General features: G+C 29.3%; 14 protein-coding genes. 6 read left to right on the top strand and 8 right to left on the bottom strand.

Annotation, left to right across the window (positions count from 1 at the left end; all coding sequences use genetic code 11):
* Positions 1–25 precede the first annotated feature (25 nt).
* The 3 genes from AMN95_RS01565 to AMN95_RS01555 all read right to left on the bottom strand — a co-directional run bounded on the left by AMN95_RS01565 (position 26) and on the right by AMN95_RS01555 (position 3,136).
* On the bottom strand, positions 26–1,360 hold the full coding sequence (locus AMN95_RS01565; RefSeq protein WP_082256649.1) for a TRAP transporter large permease: 1,335 nt from the start codon (positions 1,358–1,360) through the stop codon (positions 26–28).
* Positions 1,357–1,971, bottom strand: a complete 615-nt coding sequence (locus AMN95_RS01560) for a TRAP transporter small permease subunit (protein ID WP_075522251.1) — start codon at positions 1,969–1,971, stop codon at positions 1,357–1,359. Before AMN95_RS01560 ends, AMN95_RS01565 begins: the two co-directional genes overlap by 4 nt.
* Before the next feature lie 70 nt (positions 1,972–2,041).
* The gene (locus AMN95_RS01555; RefSeq protein WP_075522250.1) at positions 2,042–3,136 is read right to left on the bottom strand and encodes a TRAP transporter substrate-binding protein; all 1,095 of its coding nucleotides are present in this window, start codon (positions 3,134–3,136) and stop codon (positions 2,042–2,044) included.
* 142 nt (positions 3,137–3,278) lie between these two features.
* Between AMN95_RS01555 and AMN95_RS01550 the strand changes: the two genes are divergently transcribed.
* The 5 genes from AMN95_RS01550 to AMN95_RS01530 are packed head-to-tail and all read left to right on the top strand — an operon-like array spanning position 3,279 to position 8,752.
* Positions 3,279–4,874: a GMC family oxidoreductase gene (locus AMN95_RS01550; RefSeq protein WP_075522249.1), complete on the top strand. Its 1,596-nt coding sequence runs from the start codon at positions 3,279–3,281 to the stop codon at positions 4,872–4,874.
* A complete protein-coding gene (locus AMN95_RS01545; RefSeq protein WP_075522248.1) occupies positions 4,874–5,467 on the top strand; it encodes a TerC family protein in 594 nt (197 codons plus the stop codon). Before AMN95_RS01550 ends, AMN95_RS01545 begins: the two co-directional genes overlap by 1 nt.
* Positions 5,467–6,234, top strand: a complete 768-nt coding sequence (locus AMN95_RS01540; RefSeq protein ID WP_075522247.1) for an SDR family NAD(P)-dependent oxidoreductase — start codon at positions 5,467–5,469, stop codon at positions 6,232–6,234. Before AMN95_RS01545 ends, AMN95_RS01540 begins: the two co-directional genes overlap by 1 nt.
* Entirely contained in the window at positions 6,219–7,022 is an 804-nt protein-coding gene (locus AMN95_RS05770; RefSeq protein WP_075522246.1) for a M23 family metallopeptidase, read from the top strand. The genes AMN95_RS01540 and AMN95_RS05770 overlap by 16 nt, the downstream gene beginning before the upstream one ends.
* A 26-nt stretch (positions 7,023–7,048) precedes the next feature.
* Positions 7,049–8,752 carry a hypothetical protein gene (locus tag AMN95_RS01530; protein ID WP_075522245.1) on the top strand — a complete coding sequence of 568 codons (1,704 nt, stop codon included), beginning with the start codon at positions 7,049–7,051 and terminating at the stop codon, positions 8,750–8,752.
* Here the strand turns inward: AMN95_RS01530 and AMN95_RS01525 are convergent.
* Genes AMN95_RS01525 through AMN95_RS01515 form a run of 4 tightly spaced genes read right to left on the bottom strand, consistent with a single transcriptional unit; the run spans position 8,749 to position 12,435 of the window.
* Positions 8,749–10,053: an NAD(P)/FAD-dependent oxidoreductase gene (locus AMN95_RS01525; RefSeq protein WP_075522244.1), complete on the bottom strand. Its 1,305-nt coding sequence runs from the start codon at positions 10,051–10,053 to the stop codon at positions 8,749–8,751. The genes AMN95_RS01530 and AMN95_RS01525 overlap by 4 nt on opposite strands.
* 10 nt (positions 10,054–10,063) lie before the next feature.
* The gene (locus AMN95_RS01520) at positions 10,064–11,899 is read right to left on the bottom strand and encodes a carbamoyltransferase family protein (RefSeq protein ID WP_075522243.1); all 1,836 of its coding nucleotides are present in this window, start codon (positions 11,897–11,899) and stop codon (positions 10,064–10,066) included.
* A 1-nt stretch (position 11,900) separates the two neighbouring features.
* Positions 11,901–12,050 carry a DUF5989 family protein gene (locus tag AMN95_RS05625; RefSeq protein WP_179850334.1) on the bottom strand — a complete coding sequence of 50 codons (150 nt, stop codon included), beginning with the start codon at positions 12,048–12,050 and terminating at the stop codon, positions 11,901–11,903.
* A gap of 1 nt (position 12,051) precedes the next feature.
* Complete coding sequence (locus tag AMN95_RS01515) at positions 12,052–12,435, bottom strand: SxtJ family membrane protein (RefSeq protein ID WP_075522242.1); 384 nt, start codon at positions 12,433–12,435, stop codon at positions 12,052–12,054.
* Positions 12,436–12,565: 130 nt separating this feature from the next.
* Between AMN95_RS01515 and AMN95_RS01510 the strand changes: the two genes are divergently transcribed.
* Positions 12,566–14,542: an acyltransferase family protein gene (locus tag AMN95_RS01510; protein ID WP_075522241.1), complete on the top strand. Its 1,977-nt coding sequence runs from the start codon at positions 12,566–12,568 to the stop codon at positions 14,540–14,542.
* Between the two features lie 5 nt (positions 14,543–14,547).
* On the opposite strand, the gene xsc is transcribed toward AMN95_RS01510, so the two are convergent.
* Complete coding sequence (gene xsc / locus AMN95_RS01505; RefSeq protein ID WP_075522240.1) at positions 14,548–16,329, bottom strand: sulfoacetaldehyde acetyltransferase; 1,782 nt, start codon at positions 16,327–16,329, stop codon at positions 14,548–14,550.
* Between the last annotated feature and the right edge of the window lie 8 nt (positions 16,330–16,337).

Here is a 16,337-nt window from a genome sequence, read left to right as displayed (position 1 = left end):
CTAATTAATATAAAACTTAAACTTTCTACTGTCCATATAAGAGAGTTGGTAACCATAGAGCAATTTTAGGGAATATGATAATAAGCACTAAACCAACGACTTGTAGGACCATAAATTGCATCATCCCATAATAAATATCTTTAAGATCCCATTCTGGAACAACTCCTTTTAAGAAATAAGCTGATAGTGCTACAGGCGGGGATAGCCAGGCGGTTTGCAAGTTAACAGCTACCAGTATAGCAAACCAAGTTAAATTAAATCCTAAGGCCTCAATCAATGGTAATATTATTGGAACAATAATCATAACTATTGGTACCCATTCTAAAGGCCATCCTAATAAAAATATCATAACCATAACCATTGCAAGAATTAGATATTTATTCATTTCAAGACCTAATAAAAACTCAGTTAATAAAGTTGGTGTTCCTAATCTTGCAAAGACAGCACCAAAAAAATTTGAAGCTGCAACTAAAACCATTATCAATGCCGTTATCTCTAGTGTTTTAACTAAGGCTTCTTGCAACTTTGGGAGAGTTAATTTTTTGTAAGCTAATGAAAGAATTAAAGCACCCATAGCACCACACCCTGCTGCCTCAGTCGGAGTCGCAAAACCAAATAAAATACTTCCTAATGCAGCAAATACTAAAGCAGCTGGTGGCACTAAACCTAAGAAAAATTCAATCCACACATCCTTCATGCTCGCAGCTCTCATATCTTCAGGAATAACTGGTCCTAATTTAGGATTAATCATACATCTAATAGTTGTGTAACCTGCGTACAAACTTGCAAGAAGAATTCCTGGCAGAATTGCAGCAGCAAATAAATCTATTACAGGGATTTCCATTATCGGTCCCATAACTACTAACATAATGCTTGGTGGAATTAATATTCCTAATGTTCCTCCAGCTGTAATAGTTCCAGCAGCAAGTCTAACATCATAACCAGATCTGTTCATAGATTTTGCAGCCATAATTCCTAAAATTGTTACAGAAGCTCCTACAATTCCTGTTGCCGCAGCAAATATTACAGAAACAAATAAAACTGCATAATATAAAGAGCCTTTAACTTTAGCGAGCATCATTTGAAATGCTGAGAATAATCTTTCCATCAATCCAGCTTGTTCCATCATAATACCCATAAAGACAAAGAGTGGTACGGCGGCAAGTGTTTGTTCTGTCATTACCATAGAAAATTGGAGTGTCATTAAATAGAAAACTAACTTTCCAAATCCAAGATAACCAAATACAAATCCTAAAAATATTAAAGTAAAAGAAATTGGAAATCCTATAAAGATTGCAAATAGCATTACACCTACAAGTATAAAACCTAAAATTGCTGGATCTATAAATTCAGCAATCATTTAGAGTCTCCTGGCCATTCACCTTTTTTAGCTGCCCAATAACTTTTAAGTAATTCAGAAATACCTTGAATAAGTAGAAAAATAATACCAATTAATAAGCAAGTTTTAATTGGCCACATATAAGGCATCCAAGTAGTATCCATGCCTCGCTCTCCTCTTTGAATTGACTCTCCAACAAAACCTATTGTCATGTATAGAAAAACAATTAGTCCTGGAAAATAAAATAATAAATATAACCAAAAATCTATTAATCCTTGATTTTTAATTTTAAAATTTCTGTATAAAAAATCTGCTCTTATATGAACTCCTCTTGAAAGAGCATAACCAGCACCTAACATAAAAAGTGCTCCGTATAAAAAACGACTTATGTCATAAGCCCAAATTGTTGGTGCTAAAAATAATTTTCTTGCAAGAACTTCATAAGTCATTGCAAAGATTAGCGGCATCAGTATCCAGCAAACAATACTACCGATCCACTTACTAAATTTGTCAATACTTGTAATAGATTTAGCCATCCATAATGGCATGTCATCAGGCATTTTTCCCGAACCACTACGCCTTTCGGCAATCATTTCATCTGATATATCTAATTTACCTGGTTCGTCTGCCATAAAATTTTAATTTAAATAATTAGAGCGGACTATAAAAGTCCGCTCTAATCGAATTTAGATTAATTAATAATTACTTTAATGTTTCAGCGTGAGCCATTCCGAGCTTCGCATTAGACATTTGAGCACCACTCCAGAAAGGAACAGCAATATCAGCAAATTCTTTCATTGAATTATAAACTTCGTTAAAGAATTTATTTTCTTTAGCATTCTTGTTTAAAGATGCTTTTGCTGCAGCCATGTATTCTGTGAAATAATCTGAAGGTGTATCTTCTAAAATTACTCCATGCTTAGTAGTTAACTCTCTTAAAGCTTTTCCGTTTTCATAGATTCTATAACTTAAAGATTTAGCTAATGACGCATTAGCTGCAACTTCAAGAGATTTTTTCTCATGATCACTCATAGCATTATAAGTTTTTCCAGTAATATAAAAGTCAGCATTAACTACTACCTGGTGTAAACCTTGTAGATAATAGTGCTTTAATACTTTTTGGAAACCAAATGTTAAATCTGGTTTTGGACAACACCACTCAGCAGCATCGATAGTTCCTGCTTCTAAGGCTGGTAGAATATCTCCACCACCCATAGCAACAGATGCTATACCAATGTCTTTATAAGTTTGTCCTGGTATTCCTGGAGGAGTTCTGAACTTATATTTTCTAAAGTCAGCCATATCTTTAATTGGTTTTGGAAACCATCCTAAAGCTTCTGGTCCAACTGGTTGAATCATAAATCCTTTTATATCTCTCCCCATTTCTTTCCAAAGTTGGTCGTATAACTCTTTACCACCGCCGTATTGAAACCATGATAAGAAAGCAATATTGTCAATACCTACACCACCACCAGCTACTGGCGAACCAAATAACATAGCTGCAGGGTGATCTCCTGACCAATAGTGAGTCCATGCGAATCCACAATCAATCAATCCTTTGTCGACAGCATCTAAAGTTTCTTTTACACCAACAACAGCTCCGGCTGGTAGGATTTCAAACTTAAGAGATCCTCCTGTTAAAGTTGTTACAGTGTCAGTGAAGTCTTTTAACATTTTAACTTCATCAGCCTTAGTGTTAAGAACTGTCTGACATTTAAGTGTTTTTGCAGCATTAGCACTTGACGTAAATCCAATTACTAAAAGTGTTGCAAATAACATTGAAATGATTTTTTTCATTTATTTCCTCTCTCTTTTATTTATAAAAAACAAAGCTAATCAAAGAATGAAATTTAAAACAAGTGTTAATATTGAATTATTTTATTTTTTTGTTGATAAAAGTTACAAAATAAAAATTTTTAATTTATAAGAGTTCTAACCAATGGATAAATTTGATTTCATAATCTTAGGAGCTGGATCAGCTGGGTGTGTCCTTGCTAATAGGTTGTCAGAAAATTCTGCTAATAAAGTACTACTAATAGAAGCTGGTGGCAAGGATAACTATCCTTGGATACATATACCTGTTGGCTATTTCAAAACAATGCACAACCCAAAAACTGACTGGTGTTATAAAACTGAACCAGATGAAAGTATGAATAATATCTCAATCAGATATCCTAGAGGAAAAACTTTAGGAGGGAGTTCATCAATTAATGGTTTACTTTATATTAGAGGTCAAAATAGAGATTATGATATTTGGAGGCAGTTAGGTAATACAGGTTGGGGTTGGGATGATGTTTTACCATATTTTATTAAAGCTGAGGACCAAGAAAGAGGTAAAAATGAATTTCACGGAATTGGTGGTCCATTATCAGTTTCTGATCAAAGAATTCATCTTCCTCTTTTAGATGAATTTCAAAATGCTGCAGAAGAATTTGGTATTCCAAAAACTAAAGATTTTAATACTGGTGATAACCATGGATGTGGATATTTTCAAGTTACTGAAAAAGATGGTTTTAGATGTAGCACAGCAGTTGGTTATCTAAATCCAATAAAAAAAAGACAAAATTTAAAAATTATTACTCACGCACATGTAAAAAAAATAAATTTTGAAAATAAAATTGCAAAAGAAGTAGAATATTGGCAAGACAATGAACTCAAAAAAGTTCAAGCAAATAAAGAAATAATTCTTTCATCAGGTGCTATTGGTTCACCACAAATACTTCAAGTATCTGGTATCGGTAATTCTGATAAATTGAGAGATCTTGGAATTGATACGATACAAAATTTAAAAGGTGTGGGAGAAAATTTACATGATCATTTAATGTTAAGACCTGTGTATAAAATCAATGGTTTAAAATCACTTAATAAGAAAATTAATAGTTTATTTGGAAACTTAATGATTGGATTAGAGTATATTTTTAAAAGAAGTGGTCCAATGACAATGGGTGCAAGTCAGTTATGTATGTTTGCGAAAAGTGACTCCTCACTTGAACTTCCTGATCTACAATGGCATGTCCAGCCCATGAGCATGGACACATTAGGAGCTAGTAAGAATCATGACTTTCATGCCTTTACTCCTACAGTATCAAATATAAAACCTACTAGTAGAGGCCACGTAAGTATAGTCGATAAAGATTCAAGAATTTATGCAAAAATAAAACAAAATTATTTATCAACTGAAAACGATAGACTAATTGCAGCAAAAGGACTTAAATTGACAAGAAAAATTATTATGGAGTCCGAAACATTCAAAAAATATTCACCTGAAGAATATAGACCTGGAATACATATTAATGATAACGAAGAGTTAGTTAAACAAGCGTCTAATCACGCTCAAACTATATTTCATCCTGTTGGAACTTGTAAAATGGGACAAGATGATATGGCTGTAGTTGATGAAAAACTGAGAGTAAAAGGAATCAAAAATTTAAGAGTAATTGATGCATCTATTATGCCAAACATTACCTCGGGCAACACTAATGCACCAACAATAATGATTGCAGAAAAAGGTGCTGATATGATACTTACAAATTAATGTTTGCTGAATTATTTACCCCAGAGCAACTGACAATATTAACTCAAATCATTTTAATTGATTTAGTTTTAGCAGGGGACAATGCAATAATAATTGGAATGGTTGCATCTAAATTTCCATTAGAACAAAGAAAAAAAATAATTTTTTTTGGTATTGGTGGAGCAGTTATATTAAGAATTATCTTAACTTTACTAACTGCATACCTATTACAGATTACAGGTTTAAGATTATTAGGTGGATTACTTCTACTTTATATAGTCTATAAACTTTATACTGATGTTATAAAAGGCTCAGATCATGAGGAAGATATTAAAGTTGATAATTCTAGTTTCTTAAAAGCTATATGGACAATTTTATTAGCTGATTTTACAATGAGTTTAGACAACGTTTTGGGTGTAGCTGGAGCAGCAGGTGATCACTATAAATTATTAATATTTGGTTTGGTTTTATCAATTGTATTAATGGCTTTTGCTGCAACATTAATTTCAAATTGGATTAAAAAATACAAGTGGATCGCTTGGGCAGGATTATTAGCAATTTTAATTGTTGCTATTGAATTGATTTACACAGATATTCAAATATTATTTTTATAATGTACTTAAAAAATTATAATCTCAGAAATAAAACAGCAATTGTAACTGGAGCTGGTAAAGGACTTGGAAGAGCTTGTGCAATTGCTCTTGCTGAGGCTGGTGCTAATTTAATAATTATTAGTAGAACTCAAAAAGATTTGAATGAAGTTTCAAAAATAATAAAAAAACTTAAAGTAAAATGTAAGTCTTATGTATGTGACATTACAAATTTCAATGAAATAAAAAAAATAATCGATCAACAAACCAAAATAGATATCTTAATAAACAATGCTGGAAACAATCGTCCAGCACATTTTACAAAAGTTAAAAATAAAGATATGGAATATATGGTTAAGATCAACACTATCGCTACTTTTAATCTTGCACATCTATGTACTCTTAAAATGATAAAATCTAAAAATAGGAAAAAAATAGGTGGCTCGATAGTTAATATGTCATCTCAAATGGGGCATGTAGGTGGACCAATTAGAAGTGTATACAATATGAATAAGTTTGGCTTAGAAGGCCTAACTAAAGGAATGTCAATTGATCTTGCTAAATACAACATCAGAGTAAATACTGTCTGTCCTACATTTGTCGTAACTCCAATGACTAAAAAGTTTTTAAAAGATAAAAAATTCAAAAGAGATATGTTAAACAATATTCCTCTTGGTAGATTTGCAGAATTATCTGAAGTAGCATCAGCTGTTGTTTTTTTAGCCTCAGATGCAGCATCAATGATTACAGGAACCTCATTATTGGTAGATGGTGGATGGACTGCAAAATAATTTATAGATTATTTTTTATAATAATTCTCTTTGCCTCAACACAATTAAATGCAATTGAATTTAAAGGTAAATTTTTACAAGGTCATTATATTATTGGAATTACCAATCCATCTGCCAAAATATTAATAGGTAAAAAAGAAATTAAAGTTTCTAAAGATGGTTACTTTGTATTTGGAATAGATAGGGATAGAAAATTCGATGTCACTATCACAAAAATTACAAACGATAAAAAAGAAGTTATTACTAAACAAGTTTTAAAAAGAAAATACAATATTCAAAGAATTGATGGGTTAGAAGAAAGTAAGGTAACTCCACCTGAATCTGTTTATAAAAGAATTAAAGAAGAAAATAATAAAATTGGAGAAGCAAGAGCTATTAATTCTGACTTACCTTTTTTCAAAAATCAATTCATTATGCCAGTAGAAGGAATTATTAGTGGTGTTTATGGTAGTCAAAGAATTTTAAATGGTAAACCTAGATGGCCACACTATGGAATAGATATAGCTGCTAAAAAAGGAACAAAAATCCAATCATCAGCAACAGGTATTGTTACGTTGGCCGAAACAGATTTATATTACACGGGTGGAACTATTATTATGGATCATGGTCACGGTATCTCGACAATATATTCTCATTTAGAAACACTTAATGTGGGAGTTGGAGATGAAGTTCTGCAGGGAGATATTATTGGAACAGTTGGATCAACTGGCAGGTCAACAGGGCCTCATCTAGATTTTAGAATTAATTGGTTTCAAACAAGACTTGATCCTATGTCAGTATTAAACTAAATTTTTCATATCATATTCTTTAATAAATGATTAATTTTTTTGTTATTTTCTCTTTAGTATTATTAATATCTTTATCCTTTGTAGGATATGGATCAATACTCTCATATTTTTTAGACAGAAGGCTATTAAAAATAAATATTGGTTACTTAGGGTTATTGGGATTGTTCACCTGTACATTAATTTCTTATACAACAATAATATTTATTAAACACAATTACTACCACAATATACTTATTCATTTAGTCGGAATAATTATATTTTTTTATTTTTATCTTTCAAAAAAAAATAATTTCAAGATTAATATTAAAAGATTTTTTACTATTTTTATTTTACTTTTCATAGGTTTGTTAATTCTCAGAAACCATGATGATTTCAATTATTATCACCTTACATATTCTCTCGTTTTAACTGAAAATAAATTAATATTTGGTTTAGGAAACTTGGGTCATGGATATAATCATCATTCTTCAGTTTTTTTTTTAAATTCGATAATTTTTTTACCATTTATAAAACATTACTTATTTCACTCTATAGGATGGTTAACACTTTTTTTTGTGAATTTAGTCTTCATAGACAAACTGACTAATAAAAATTTAAAAATTTTAGATTTTAGTTATTTTTTTTACTTGTTTTCATTTCTTTTTATAAATTTTAAATTTTTTAGAATTGGGGGATACGGTACTGATCTTTCAGGTCAAATCATCATGTTAACAATAATTCCTTTGATTTATGAAATTTACAAATTTAAAAAAGTAAAGGAAATTAATAATTCAAATTTGAATTTATCAATTTTATTAATCACATATTGTAGCACATTAAAATCTATGATGATTTTAAATTTTTTATTTCTTGTACCACTTTTATTTTTTACAAAATTAAAAAATTTAAAATATATTTTATTACCTAAAACTATTTTAGCATCATTAATTGGTCTATTTCTTTTAATTTTTATGAATTTATCTTTTACAGGTTGTGCAGTTTATCCTGTCAAACAAACTTGCTTAGAAAATAAATTAGAATGGTCTTTGAGTAAAAGGCATGTTGAAAAGATGAATAAATTTTACCAATTATGGTCAAAATCTGGAGCTGGATTAAATTATAAAATCAAAAATGATGATGAATATATTAAAAAACTAAATTGGGTATCAAATTGGTATGAAAGATATTTCACATATAAATTTAAAGAAACTCTATTAGGTATGTTTTTTTTAGTTTTTCTAGTAACCTTTTTATATCAATTAAATATTAATCAAAGTTTTAAAAAAATTGATAGTTTGTCGAAAAGATCAATAAAAATCATATGCATTATTACGAGTTTATTATTTTTAGAATGGTTTTTATATCACCCTGCCTTAAGATATGGAGGATATCATCTTTTAGCAATTTTGATTTTCTTACCATTCTCTATTTTTTTAGCAAAAAAAAATATTAATCTTAAAAAAAAGTTATCTGTTACTTTTACTTTAATTATTTTATCATTTTTTTTATTTAACTATAAAAATTTTAAAAGGATCAAAGAGGAATTTTTAATAGTCAAAAATCATAACTTTCCTTTATTTTATTCACCAAAACAAGAATCCACAAAAATAGATATTGGAAATGATATATCTATATATGTTCCGAATGATCAAAAAGGATGTTGGACAGTTAAAACACCTTGTACACATTATGCGGGAAATGTTGAAGGAGACAGTTTAGGTCCATTTAAAATGATTAAAAGAAAAAATTAGATCTCAGTTCGTGCAATAATTCTTTCGTAAAAAAGTCTCAACCTTATCCCTAAACTTAAGATAGGTTTAATTGGTAGTTTAGTTGGTTTTTTTCTTTCCTGAATAATCTTTATTTCCTCAGATTGTTGATTATTTGCCATTAAAGCAATCTGCTCACCAAATAAAGTTCCAGCACCAATGCCTGAGCCAAAATAACTTCCAGCAACAAAAATTTTTTCATCAATTTTTTCAAATATTTGAGAACCATTACTGCTTCTTGAAACAATCCCTGACCAACTAGATGAAATAATATTATCTGGTAAAAATGGAAAACGTTTTTTTAATCCAATTTTATGGATATTAACTCTATTATTTAATGTACGTTTATCCATATAATTTGGATTCCTGTGTTCACTAGTATTTCTGATCAAAATTCTTCTATCCTTTGTAAGTCTAACGGTTGCGCCCATCGGTCGAACTGGTAATACACCCCATTCTTTTGGGCTTCCAATCAAACTATATTCTTTATCAGTTAACTGTCTTGTCATGCTTGCAGTAAGTGTTAAAGGAAAGTTAAATCTTTTTTTGATATTCATATTACTCAAAAAACCATTTGAGCAAAAAATAATCTTGTTAGATATGATATCGTTATTGTTAACTTTAGTTTCAATCTTGCCATTTGTTTTTTTCCATGATTTAAGAAATGAATTTTCTAATAAAGTAACATTCTCTGGCAATACATCTACCATAGCTCGTGCTAATTTAGCTGGGTGAAGTAAAATGCCACCTTTTGTAAAAATTCCAGTTTTATAAAAGTTTGTCCCAAGTTTTTTTTTTAATTGAGCCTCATTTAATATTTGATTTTCGAAATTTAAATTATCTAATATTTTTTTAAATTTTAATAATTTACTTATGTCTTTTTTAAGAGAGGAAGCAAAATATTTCCCACATTCATTCAAATCACAGTCAACTTGATAGTCTTTTAAAAATTGTTTAATTGTTTTAATACCTAAATCATAAATTTTTAATTTAGTTTTATAAGCCTCAATATCTCTTTTAAAACTATAACTGTCATTTAAAGTTGTATCCACCAGATATCCAGAATTTCTTCCGCTTGCTCCCTCACCTGCTAATTGAGCGTCAATTATTATAATTTTAAATTTTGAATTTATTTCTGACAATTTTCTTGCAGCTGATAGACCTGTATAACCAGCACCTACTATTAAAAAATCACACTTTTCGTTTTTACTAACAGATTTAATATTAAATCTTTTTGGAAGATCATTTATCCAGCCACAACTTTTATCATTAATTATTTGCATGAAGTTAAATCTAATCTAATTCAAATTCTTTTGTATAATCTTTTTTTAATTCCAAATTTTGTTTAGTTTTATCTAAAATGCAATTTCCAATTACCAAATAGTCTAATTCAGTTCCCATAAAACAATTAAAAGCATCGGACGGTGAATTAACTATAGGTTCACCTCGAACGTTAAAAGAGGTATTGACCAATACAGGGCAACCTGTTTTTTCCTTAAATTTTGATATCAAATCATAATACCGTCTATTAGTATCTCTACTCACTGATTGTATTCTAGCAGAATAGTCAACATGCGTAACTGCTGGTATCTCAGATCTTTTAACATTAAGTTTGTCTATTCCAAAAAGACTTTTTTGTGCTTCAGTCATTTTAATTTTTTTTTCTTGATTGATTTCTGCTACAAGCAACATGTAAGGGCTTTCGTCACTTAAATTAAACCATTTAGATAATTCCTCTTTAAGTACTGAAGGTGCAAATGGTCTAAAGCTTTCACGATATTTTACTTTCAAATTTAAATTCTTTTGCATGTTATCAGATCTTGGATCACCCAAAATAGATCTACAGCCTAATGCTCTTGGTCCAAATTCCATTCTGCCCTGAAACCAACCTATAGCTTTTTGATTTGATAGATATTCAGAAGTTTTATCAATTAAATCCTCATATTTATAAGTCTGAAATTTTGCACCTAAAGATTCTAAGTCTTTTTCTATTTCCAATTGAGTGAATTCAGTGCCTAAATAAGATCCTTTCATTTGATCTATCAAACTTTGTTTTCTTTCTTTATCATTTTCTAAATACCATAGTGCTAGTGCAGCACCTAATGAACCTCCAGCATCTCCTGCTGCAGGCTGTATCCAGATATCATCAAAAATTTTTTCTTTTAAAATTTTTCCATTAGCTACACAATTTAAGGCAACCCCGCCAGCTAAACATAAATTTTTTATATTATATTCTTGTCGTATAGATTTCGCTAATTTGATCATTATGTCCTCAGTAATTTTTTGAATAGATGCTGCAATATCCATATGAAACTGTGTAATTTTTTCTTTTTTTGGATCACGAGGTTTTTGACCAAATAATTTATTAAACTTATCATTTGTCATAGTAAGACCAGTTGAATAATTAAAATATTTTTGATCCAACCTAAAACTTCCATCATCTTTTACATCTATTAGTTCTTTTATTTTATCTTCATAAATAGGATTACCATAAGGGGCTAATCCCATAAGTTTATACTCACCACTATTTACCTTAAATCCTGTATAGTAAGTAAATGCTGAATAGAGCAATCCTAGAGAATGAGGAAAATGAATTTCTTTTTTAATCTCTAATTTATTACCTTTTCCAACAGCAACAGTAGTTGTAGCCCACTCCCCCACTCCATCAGCTGTTAAAATAATTGCTTCGTTAAATGGTGATGGATAATATGCACTTGCAGCATGACTTAAATGATGTTCAGAAAAAAAAATATTTTTATCTGATTTGTAATTACTATCGTGTTTTTTAAGTTGATTGAACAAAAAATTTTTTTGAAAAAGTTTTTCTTTTATCCATAGTGGCATTGCTTTACTAAAAGATATAAATCCCTTAGGAGCAAAAGCAACATAGGTCTCTAACAATCTTTCAAATTTTAAAAAAGGTTTTTCAAAAAAAACAATCTGATCAATTTCACTTAATTTTAAATTTGAATATTTCAAAACAAATTCTATAGCATTATGAGGATAACTTGGGTCATGTTTCTTTCTTGTAAATCTCTCTTCTTGGGCTGCAGCAATAATTTCACCATCAATTAAAATACATGCTGCGCTATCGTGATAAAATGCGGATATTCCTAAAATTGAAAACACTTTAAAATATTGTATAAATAAATGGAGCTATAGCAGAACCTTGAGTTAAAACAATCAAACCACCAAATAATACAAGAACAATTATAATTGGTAGTAACCAATACTTTTTCCTTACTTTTAAAAATTCCCAAAATTCTTTTATAAAACTCATTTTAAAATTGTTTTTTCATGTTACTTTTGACACTATCTTTTTTAATCCAATATGATTTATTATTATTAAAATTTAAATTCAATAAATCTTTTTTTAAAATTTTCATTATAATTGCAATTGGTGTTACAACTAAAAAGAATATCAATCCCATAACAACAGGGGAAATTATTTTTCCTAAGAATAATCCAAATCTAAACCACAGCTTGTTAGGAATAGTCAGTATTTTTGAGTTTGCTAAACCTAATATTAAAAATAGTAATGAAAATGACAGTAAGTAATAAAAAATGGAGGAATCATTAAAAAAAAAATAAATACCTACTAAGAAGAACACTATACAAAAAACAATACCAAAATTTCTATTACTTGGAATTTTTGGATTATTCATATAGTTAAAATACTGAATTTTATAAATATTTATACTATATATTTGTTAAAGGTAAAAACAAAGAAGGACAAGATATTCTTTAAAATATTAAATTTGAATTATTAGATTTAAATTATTAAAAAATAAAAAAATGATTGAAAAATCTAACAAATCCAAGCATGAGCTAGAGATAAACGGCTTAAGAGGTTTAGCAATAATATTGGTGGTTCTTTTTCATTATGAAATTGTTCCATTTTCTGGAGGATTTATAGGTGTAGATATTTTTTTTGTCATAAGCGGTTACTTAATTACAAAAATTATTCTTAGAAAAGATTATGATGATCTAAGTTATTTTGGTTTTGTAAAAAATAGAATTCGAAGAATTTTTCCTGGATTAATTATTATGATAATGTTAGTGACATTAACTTTTGTTCTAATATTAACACCTGATCATTTAACAAAGCTCTCACACTCAGTAATTTCTAATATTTTTCTGATACCAAATTTTTATTTTTGGACACAAAGTGATTACTTTGATATTAGTTCATCATTCAAGCCAATTCTACACACATGGTCTTTAGGTGTAGAATTTCACTTTTATTTTTTATGGCCAATATTATTGGTATTTTTTTCAAAATTTAATTCAACAAAAAAAATTAATATTTTAATAGTATTTTTAATCATCATTTCAATATTATTTATAGAGTACATAATTACAAAAGGTCCTATTTTTGAAAATAAATTATTGTATGGAAAATTGATTAAAGACACTTTATTTTTTTTATCACCATTCAGATTTTTTGAATTTTTATTTGGAAGTTTATTAGCAATTAATTTAGCAAGATCAAAAAATAATTTTTTAAATGAAACGATTTTTATTTTAGGTCTTGGTTTAATATTTTTCTCGTCAGTTTATATAAGTGGTGACGATTACTTTCCAAGTTTAATAGCTTTGCTTCCTTTATTTGGAGTTGTATTTTTAATTTACTCAAAAGAGGCAAAATACTCTGCATATTTTTTAAGAAATAGGTTTATTAATTTTTTTGGGGACATTAGTTACTCTCTATATTTGTATCATTGGCCAGTATATGTTTTCTTTAAATATTATAAATATTCAGTTCTTAATTTAAATACTAAGTTTTTTGCTTTTTTAATCTCACTTTTATTAAGTTATATTTCATTTAGATTTATTGAAAAATATTATTTAGATAAAAAAAATAAGATATTTGATTTAAGAGTTAATTTTTCAATAATTTTCTTAATCCTAGCAGGTTTAACAATTAATTATTATAATGGTTTAGATTTTAGATTAACTGAAAAAAATTTAAATGTATTGAATAATAAAAATAATCAATATGGAGGATTATGTACTGATTTAAATGAAAGTGAATATTCAAAGAAAGACCATTGTTTAATTGGAGATAGAGATAACTTAGATTTTTTAGTTGTTGGTGATAGTCATAGTAAACAATATAACTTTGGTTTGGAAAATTTTTCAAGAAAATATAATTTAAATTATCTCACTCAAGAAGGATTATGTGAAACATTTCCAAATCTAGGAGAAATTGCATCAAACTGTTCAAGTGATGAGAAAATTCCAAAAAATATAATCATAGGAAAATGGTATTATAGCTATCAAATGAAAGATAAAAATATCGAGAATATTGCAAAGAAATATATTCAAAGAATAATAGAATTAAAGAAAAGTGAAGATTTTAAAAATATAGAAAATGTAATTGTAATTGGGCAAGTGCCAGGTTTTTATTCTTCTTATGGAGATGCCTTATCTTGTTTTGCTAGACCTCAATATATAATTAAAACTGACTGTGAGAACTACTTAAATCATGAAATTTACAATCTCAATATTGATCATGATATTTATTTTAGTTTTAAACAAAAAAAGCTTATGAACACTTTTTTAGATAAATACTCAAAATTAGCTTCAAATGATAAATTGAAGATACATTTTTTTAGTCCATTTGATTACCTATGCAAAAAATCCAAATGTGTTCAGGTAATTGACAATAACTTATTATACTCTGACTCTACTCACTTATCTAAGTTTGGGTCGAACTACCTGATTAGCCAAATAGAGGATGATTTATTCGAAATACTTAATAAAAAATAAGATAATTAGACTAAAGATTTTTGTCTTTTCATATCTTCTTTTTTGATACCTGCTATTTTTACTGGTTTTTTCATTGCGTCTCTTCTGAATGGTTCACCAAGTTCTTGATTAAGAATCACTTCAATAAAAGTGGTAACACCTTTCTTTTGATCTTCACATGATTGTTTGATCGCCGCTGTTGTTTCTTCCATCGTTTTAACAGTGACGCCTTTTAAACCACAGGCATTAGCAACTTTAGCATAACTTAGTTTTGGGTCTAATTCTGTTCCAACAAAATTATTATCAAACCATAGAGTGGTATTTCTTTTTTCTGCTCCCCATTGATAATTTCTAAAAATGACCATTGTTATTGCTGGCCATTCTTCTCGTGCACAAGAGCTCATTTCATTCATACTAATCCCAAATGCTCCATCTCCAGCAAATCCTATTACTGGTGTATTAGGACAACCAATTTTTGCTCCAAGAATTGAAGGAAAACCATAACCACAAGGACCAAATAAACCTGGAGCTAAATATTTTCTTGGTTTTTCAAAAGTAGGATAAGCGTTACCAATTGCACAATTATTTCCTATATCACTTGAAATAATTACATCTTCAGGCATTCCAGCTTGAATTGCCCTCCACGCTTGTCTTGGAGACATTCTATCTTTATCTCTTTCTCTTGCCTCTTTATTCCAAACTGTTCCTTCATCATCATCTTCATGATCTAAACTTGATAATTTTTGTAACCATGCAGATTTTGTTTGGTGAATTAAATCTTTTCTTTTTTGTCTATCGGTATCTCCAGCATTAGAGGATAATTTATCAAAGATTTGTTGAGCAACCAATTTTGCATCACCACTAATTCCAACTGTAACTTTTTTTGTTAAACCAATTCTGTCAGGATTCATGTCTACTTGAATAATACTCGCATTCTTGGGCCAATAATCAATTCCATATCCTGGAAGTGTTGAAAATGGATTTAGCCTTGTTCCTAAAGCCAAAACTACATCTGCTTTTGAAATAAGTTCCATTGCAGCTTTTGATCCATTGTATCCTAACGGTCCTACAGCCAACGGGTGACTTCCTGGAAAGCTATCATTATGTTGATAACCAGAACAAACTGGTGAATCTAATTTTTCTGCAAGTTTTTTTGTTTCTTCAATTGCTCCACCAATCACAACCCCCGCTCCAGATAAAATTACAGGAAATTTTGCATTTGATAAAAGTTTTGCAGCATTATCTATTGCTTCAGCTCCTCCGCCTTGTCGTTCCAATCTAACTATTGGTGGTAATTCTATATCTATAACCTGAGTCCAATAATCTCTTGGTACATTGATTTGTGCAGGTGCGGAACCTCTTATTGCTTTTTCTATTACTCTATTTAAAACCTCAGCCATTCTTGATGGATCTCTTACTTCCTCTTGATAACAAACCATATCTTTAAATAAATTCATTTGTTCTACTTCTTGAAAACCACCTTGCCCCATAGTTTTGTTTGCAGCTTGCGGAGTTACTAATAGTAAAGGTGTATGGTTCCAATATGCAGTTTTAATTGGAGTTACTAATCCAGTTATGCCTGGTCCATTTTGTGCAACGACCATAGACATTTTCCCAGTAGATCTAGTGTAACCATCAGCAATTAATCCACCATTTGTCTCATGAGCAACATCCCAAAAAGTTATTCCCGCATCAGGAAAAATATCAGAGATTGGCATAAATGCTGATCCAATAATACCAAAAGCGTGTTCAATGCCGTGCATTTGTAAAACTTTTACAAAAGCTTCTTCTGTTGTCATTTTTGTCATTAATAGAG

It is taken from the genome of Candidatus Pelagibacter communis, assembly GCF_001180185.1.
Lineage (GTDB): Bacteria > Pseudomonadota > Alphaproteobacteria > Pelagibacterales > Pelagibacteraceae > Pelagibacter > Pelagibacter ubique_F.
The sequence above is the reverse complement of the archived record's forward strand: the minus strand, read 5'-3'. Positions and strand labels throughout refer to the sequence as shown.

Excerpts from the sequence above, each read along its gene's own strand:
- AMN95_RS01555 (WP_075522250.1), bottom strand. The coding sequence starts at position 3,136 with ATGAAAAAAATCATTTCAATGTTATTTGCAACACTTTTAGTAATTGGA.
- AMN95_RS01565 (WP_082256649.1), bottom strand. The coding sequence starts at position 1,360 with ATGATTGCTGAATTTATAGATCCAGCAATTTTAGGTTTTATACTTGTA.
- AMN95_RS01560 (WP_075522251.1), bottom strand. The coding sequence starts at position 1,971 with ATGGCAGACGAACCAGGTAAATTAGATATATCAGATGAAATGATTGCC.
- AMN95_RS01510 (WP_075522241.1), top strand. The coding sequence starts at position 12,566 with ATGATTGAAAAATCTAACAAATCCAAGCATGAGCTAGAGATAAACGGC.
- AMN95_RS05625 (WP_179850334.1), bottom strand. The coding sequence starts at position 12,050 with ATGAGTTTTATAAAAGAATTTTGGGAATTTTTAAAAGTAAGGAAAAAG.
- xsc (WP_075522240.1), bottom strand. The coding sequence starts at position 16,329 with ATGACAAAAATGACAACAGAAGAAGCTTTTGTAAAAGTTTTACAAATG.
- AMN95_RS05770 (WP_075522246.1), top strand. The coding sequence starts at position 6,219 with ATGGACTGCAAAATAATTTATAGATTATTTTTTATAATAATTCTCTTT.
- AMN95_RS01530 (WP_075522245.1), top strand. The coding sequence starts at position 7,049 with ATGATTAATTTTTTTGTTATTTTCTCTTTAGTATTATTAATATCTTTA.
- AMN95_RS01550 (WP_075522249.1), top strand. The coding sequence starts at position 3,279 with ATGGATAAATTTGATTTCATAATCTTAGGAGCTGGATCAGCTGGGTGT.
- AMN95_RS01525 (WP_075522244.1), bottom strand. The coding sequence starts at position 10,053 with ATGCAAATAATTAATGATAAAAGTTGTGGCTGGATAAATGATCTTCCA.
- AMN95_RS01545 (WP_075522248.1), top strand. The coding sequence starts at position 4,874 with ATGTTTGCTGAATTATTTACCCCAGAGCAACTGACAATATTAACTCAA.
- AMN95_RS01540 (WP_075522247.1), top strand. The coding sequence starts at position 5,467 with ATGTACTTAAAAAATTATAATCTCAGAAATAAAACAGCAATTGTAACT.
- AMN95_RS01515 (WP_075522242.1), bottom strand. The coding sequence starts at position 12,435 with ATGAATAATCCAAAAATTCCAAGTAATAGAAATTTTGGTATTGTTTTT.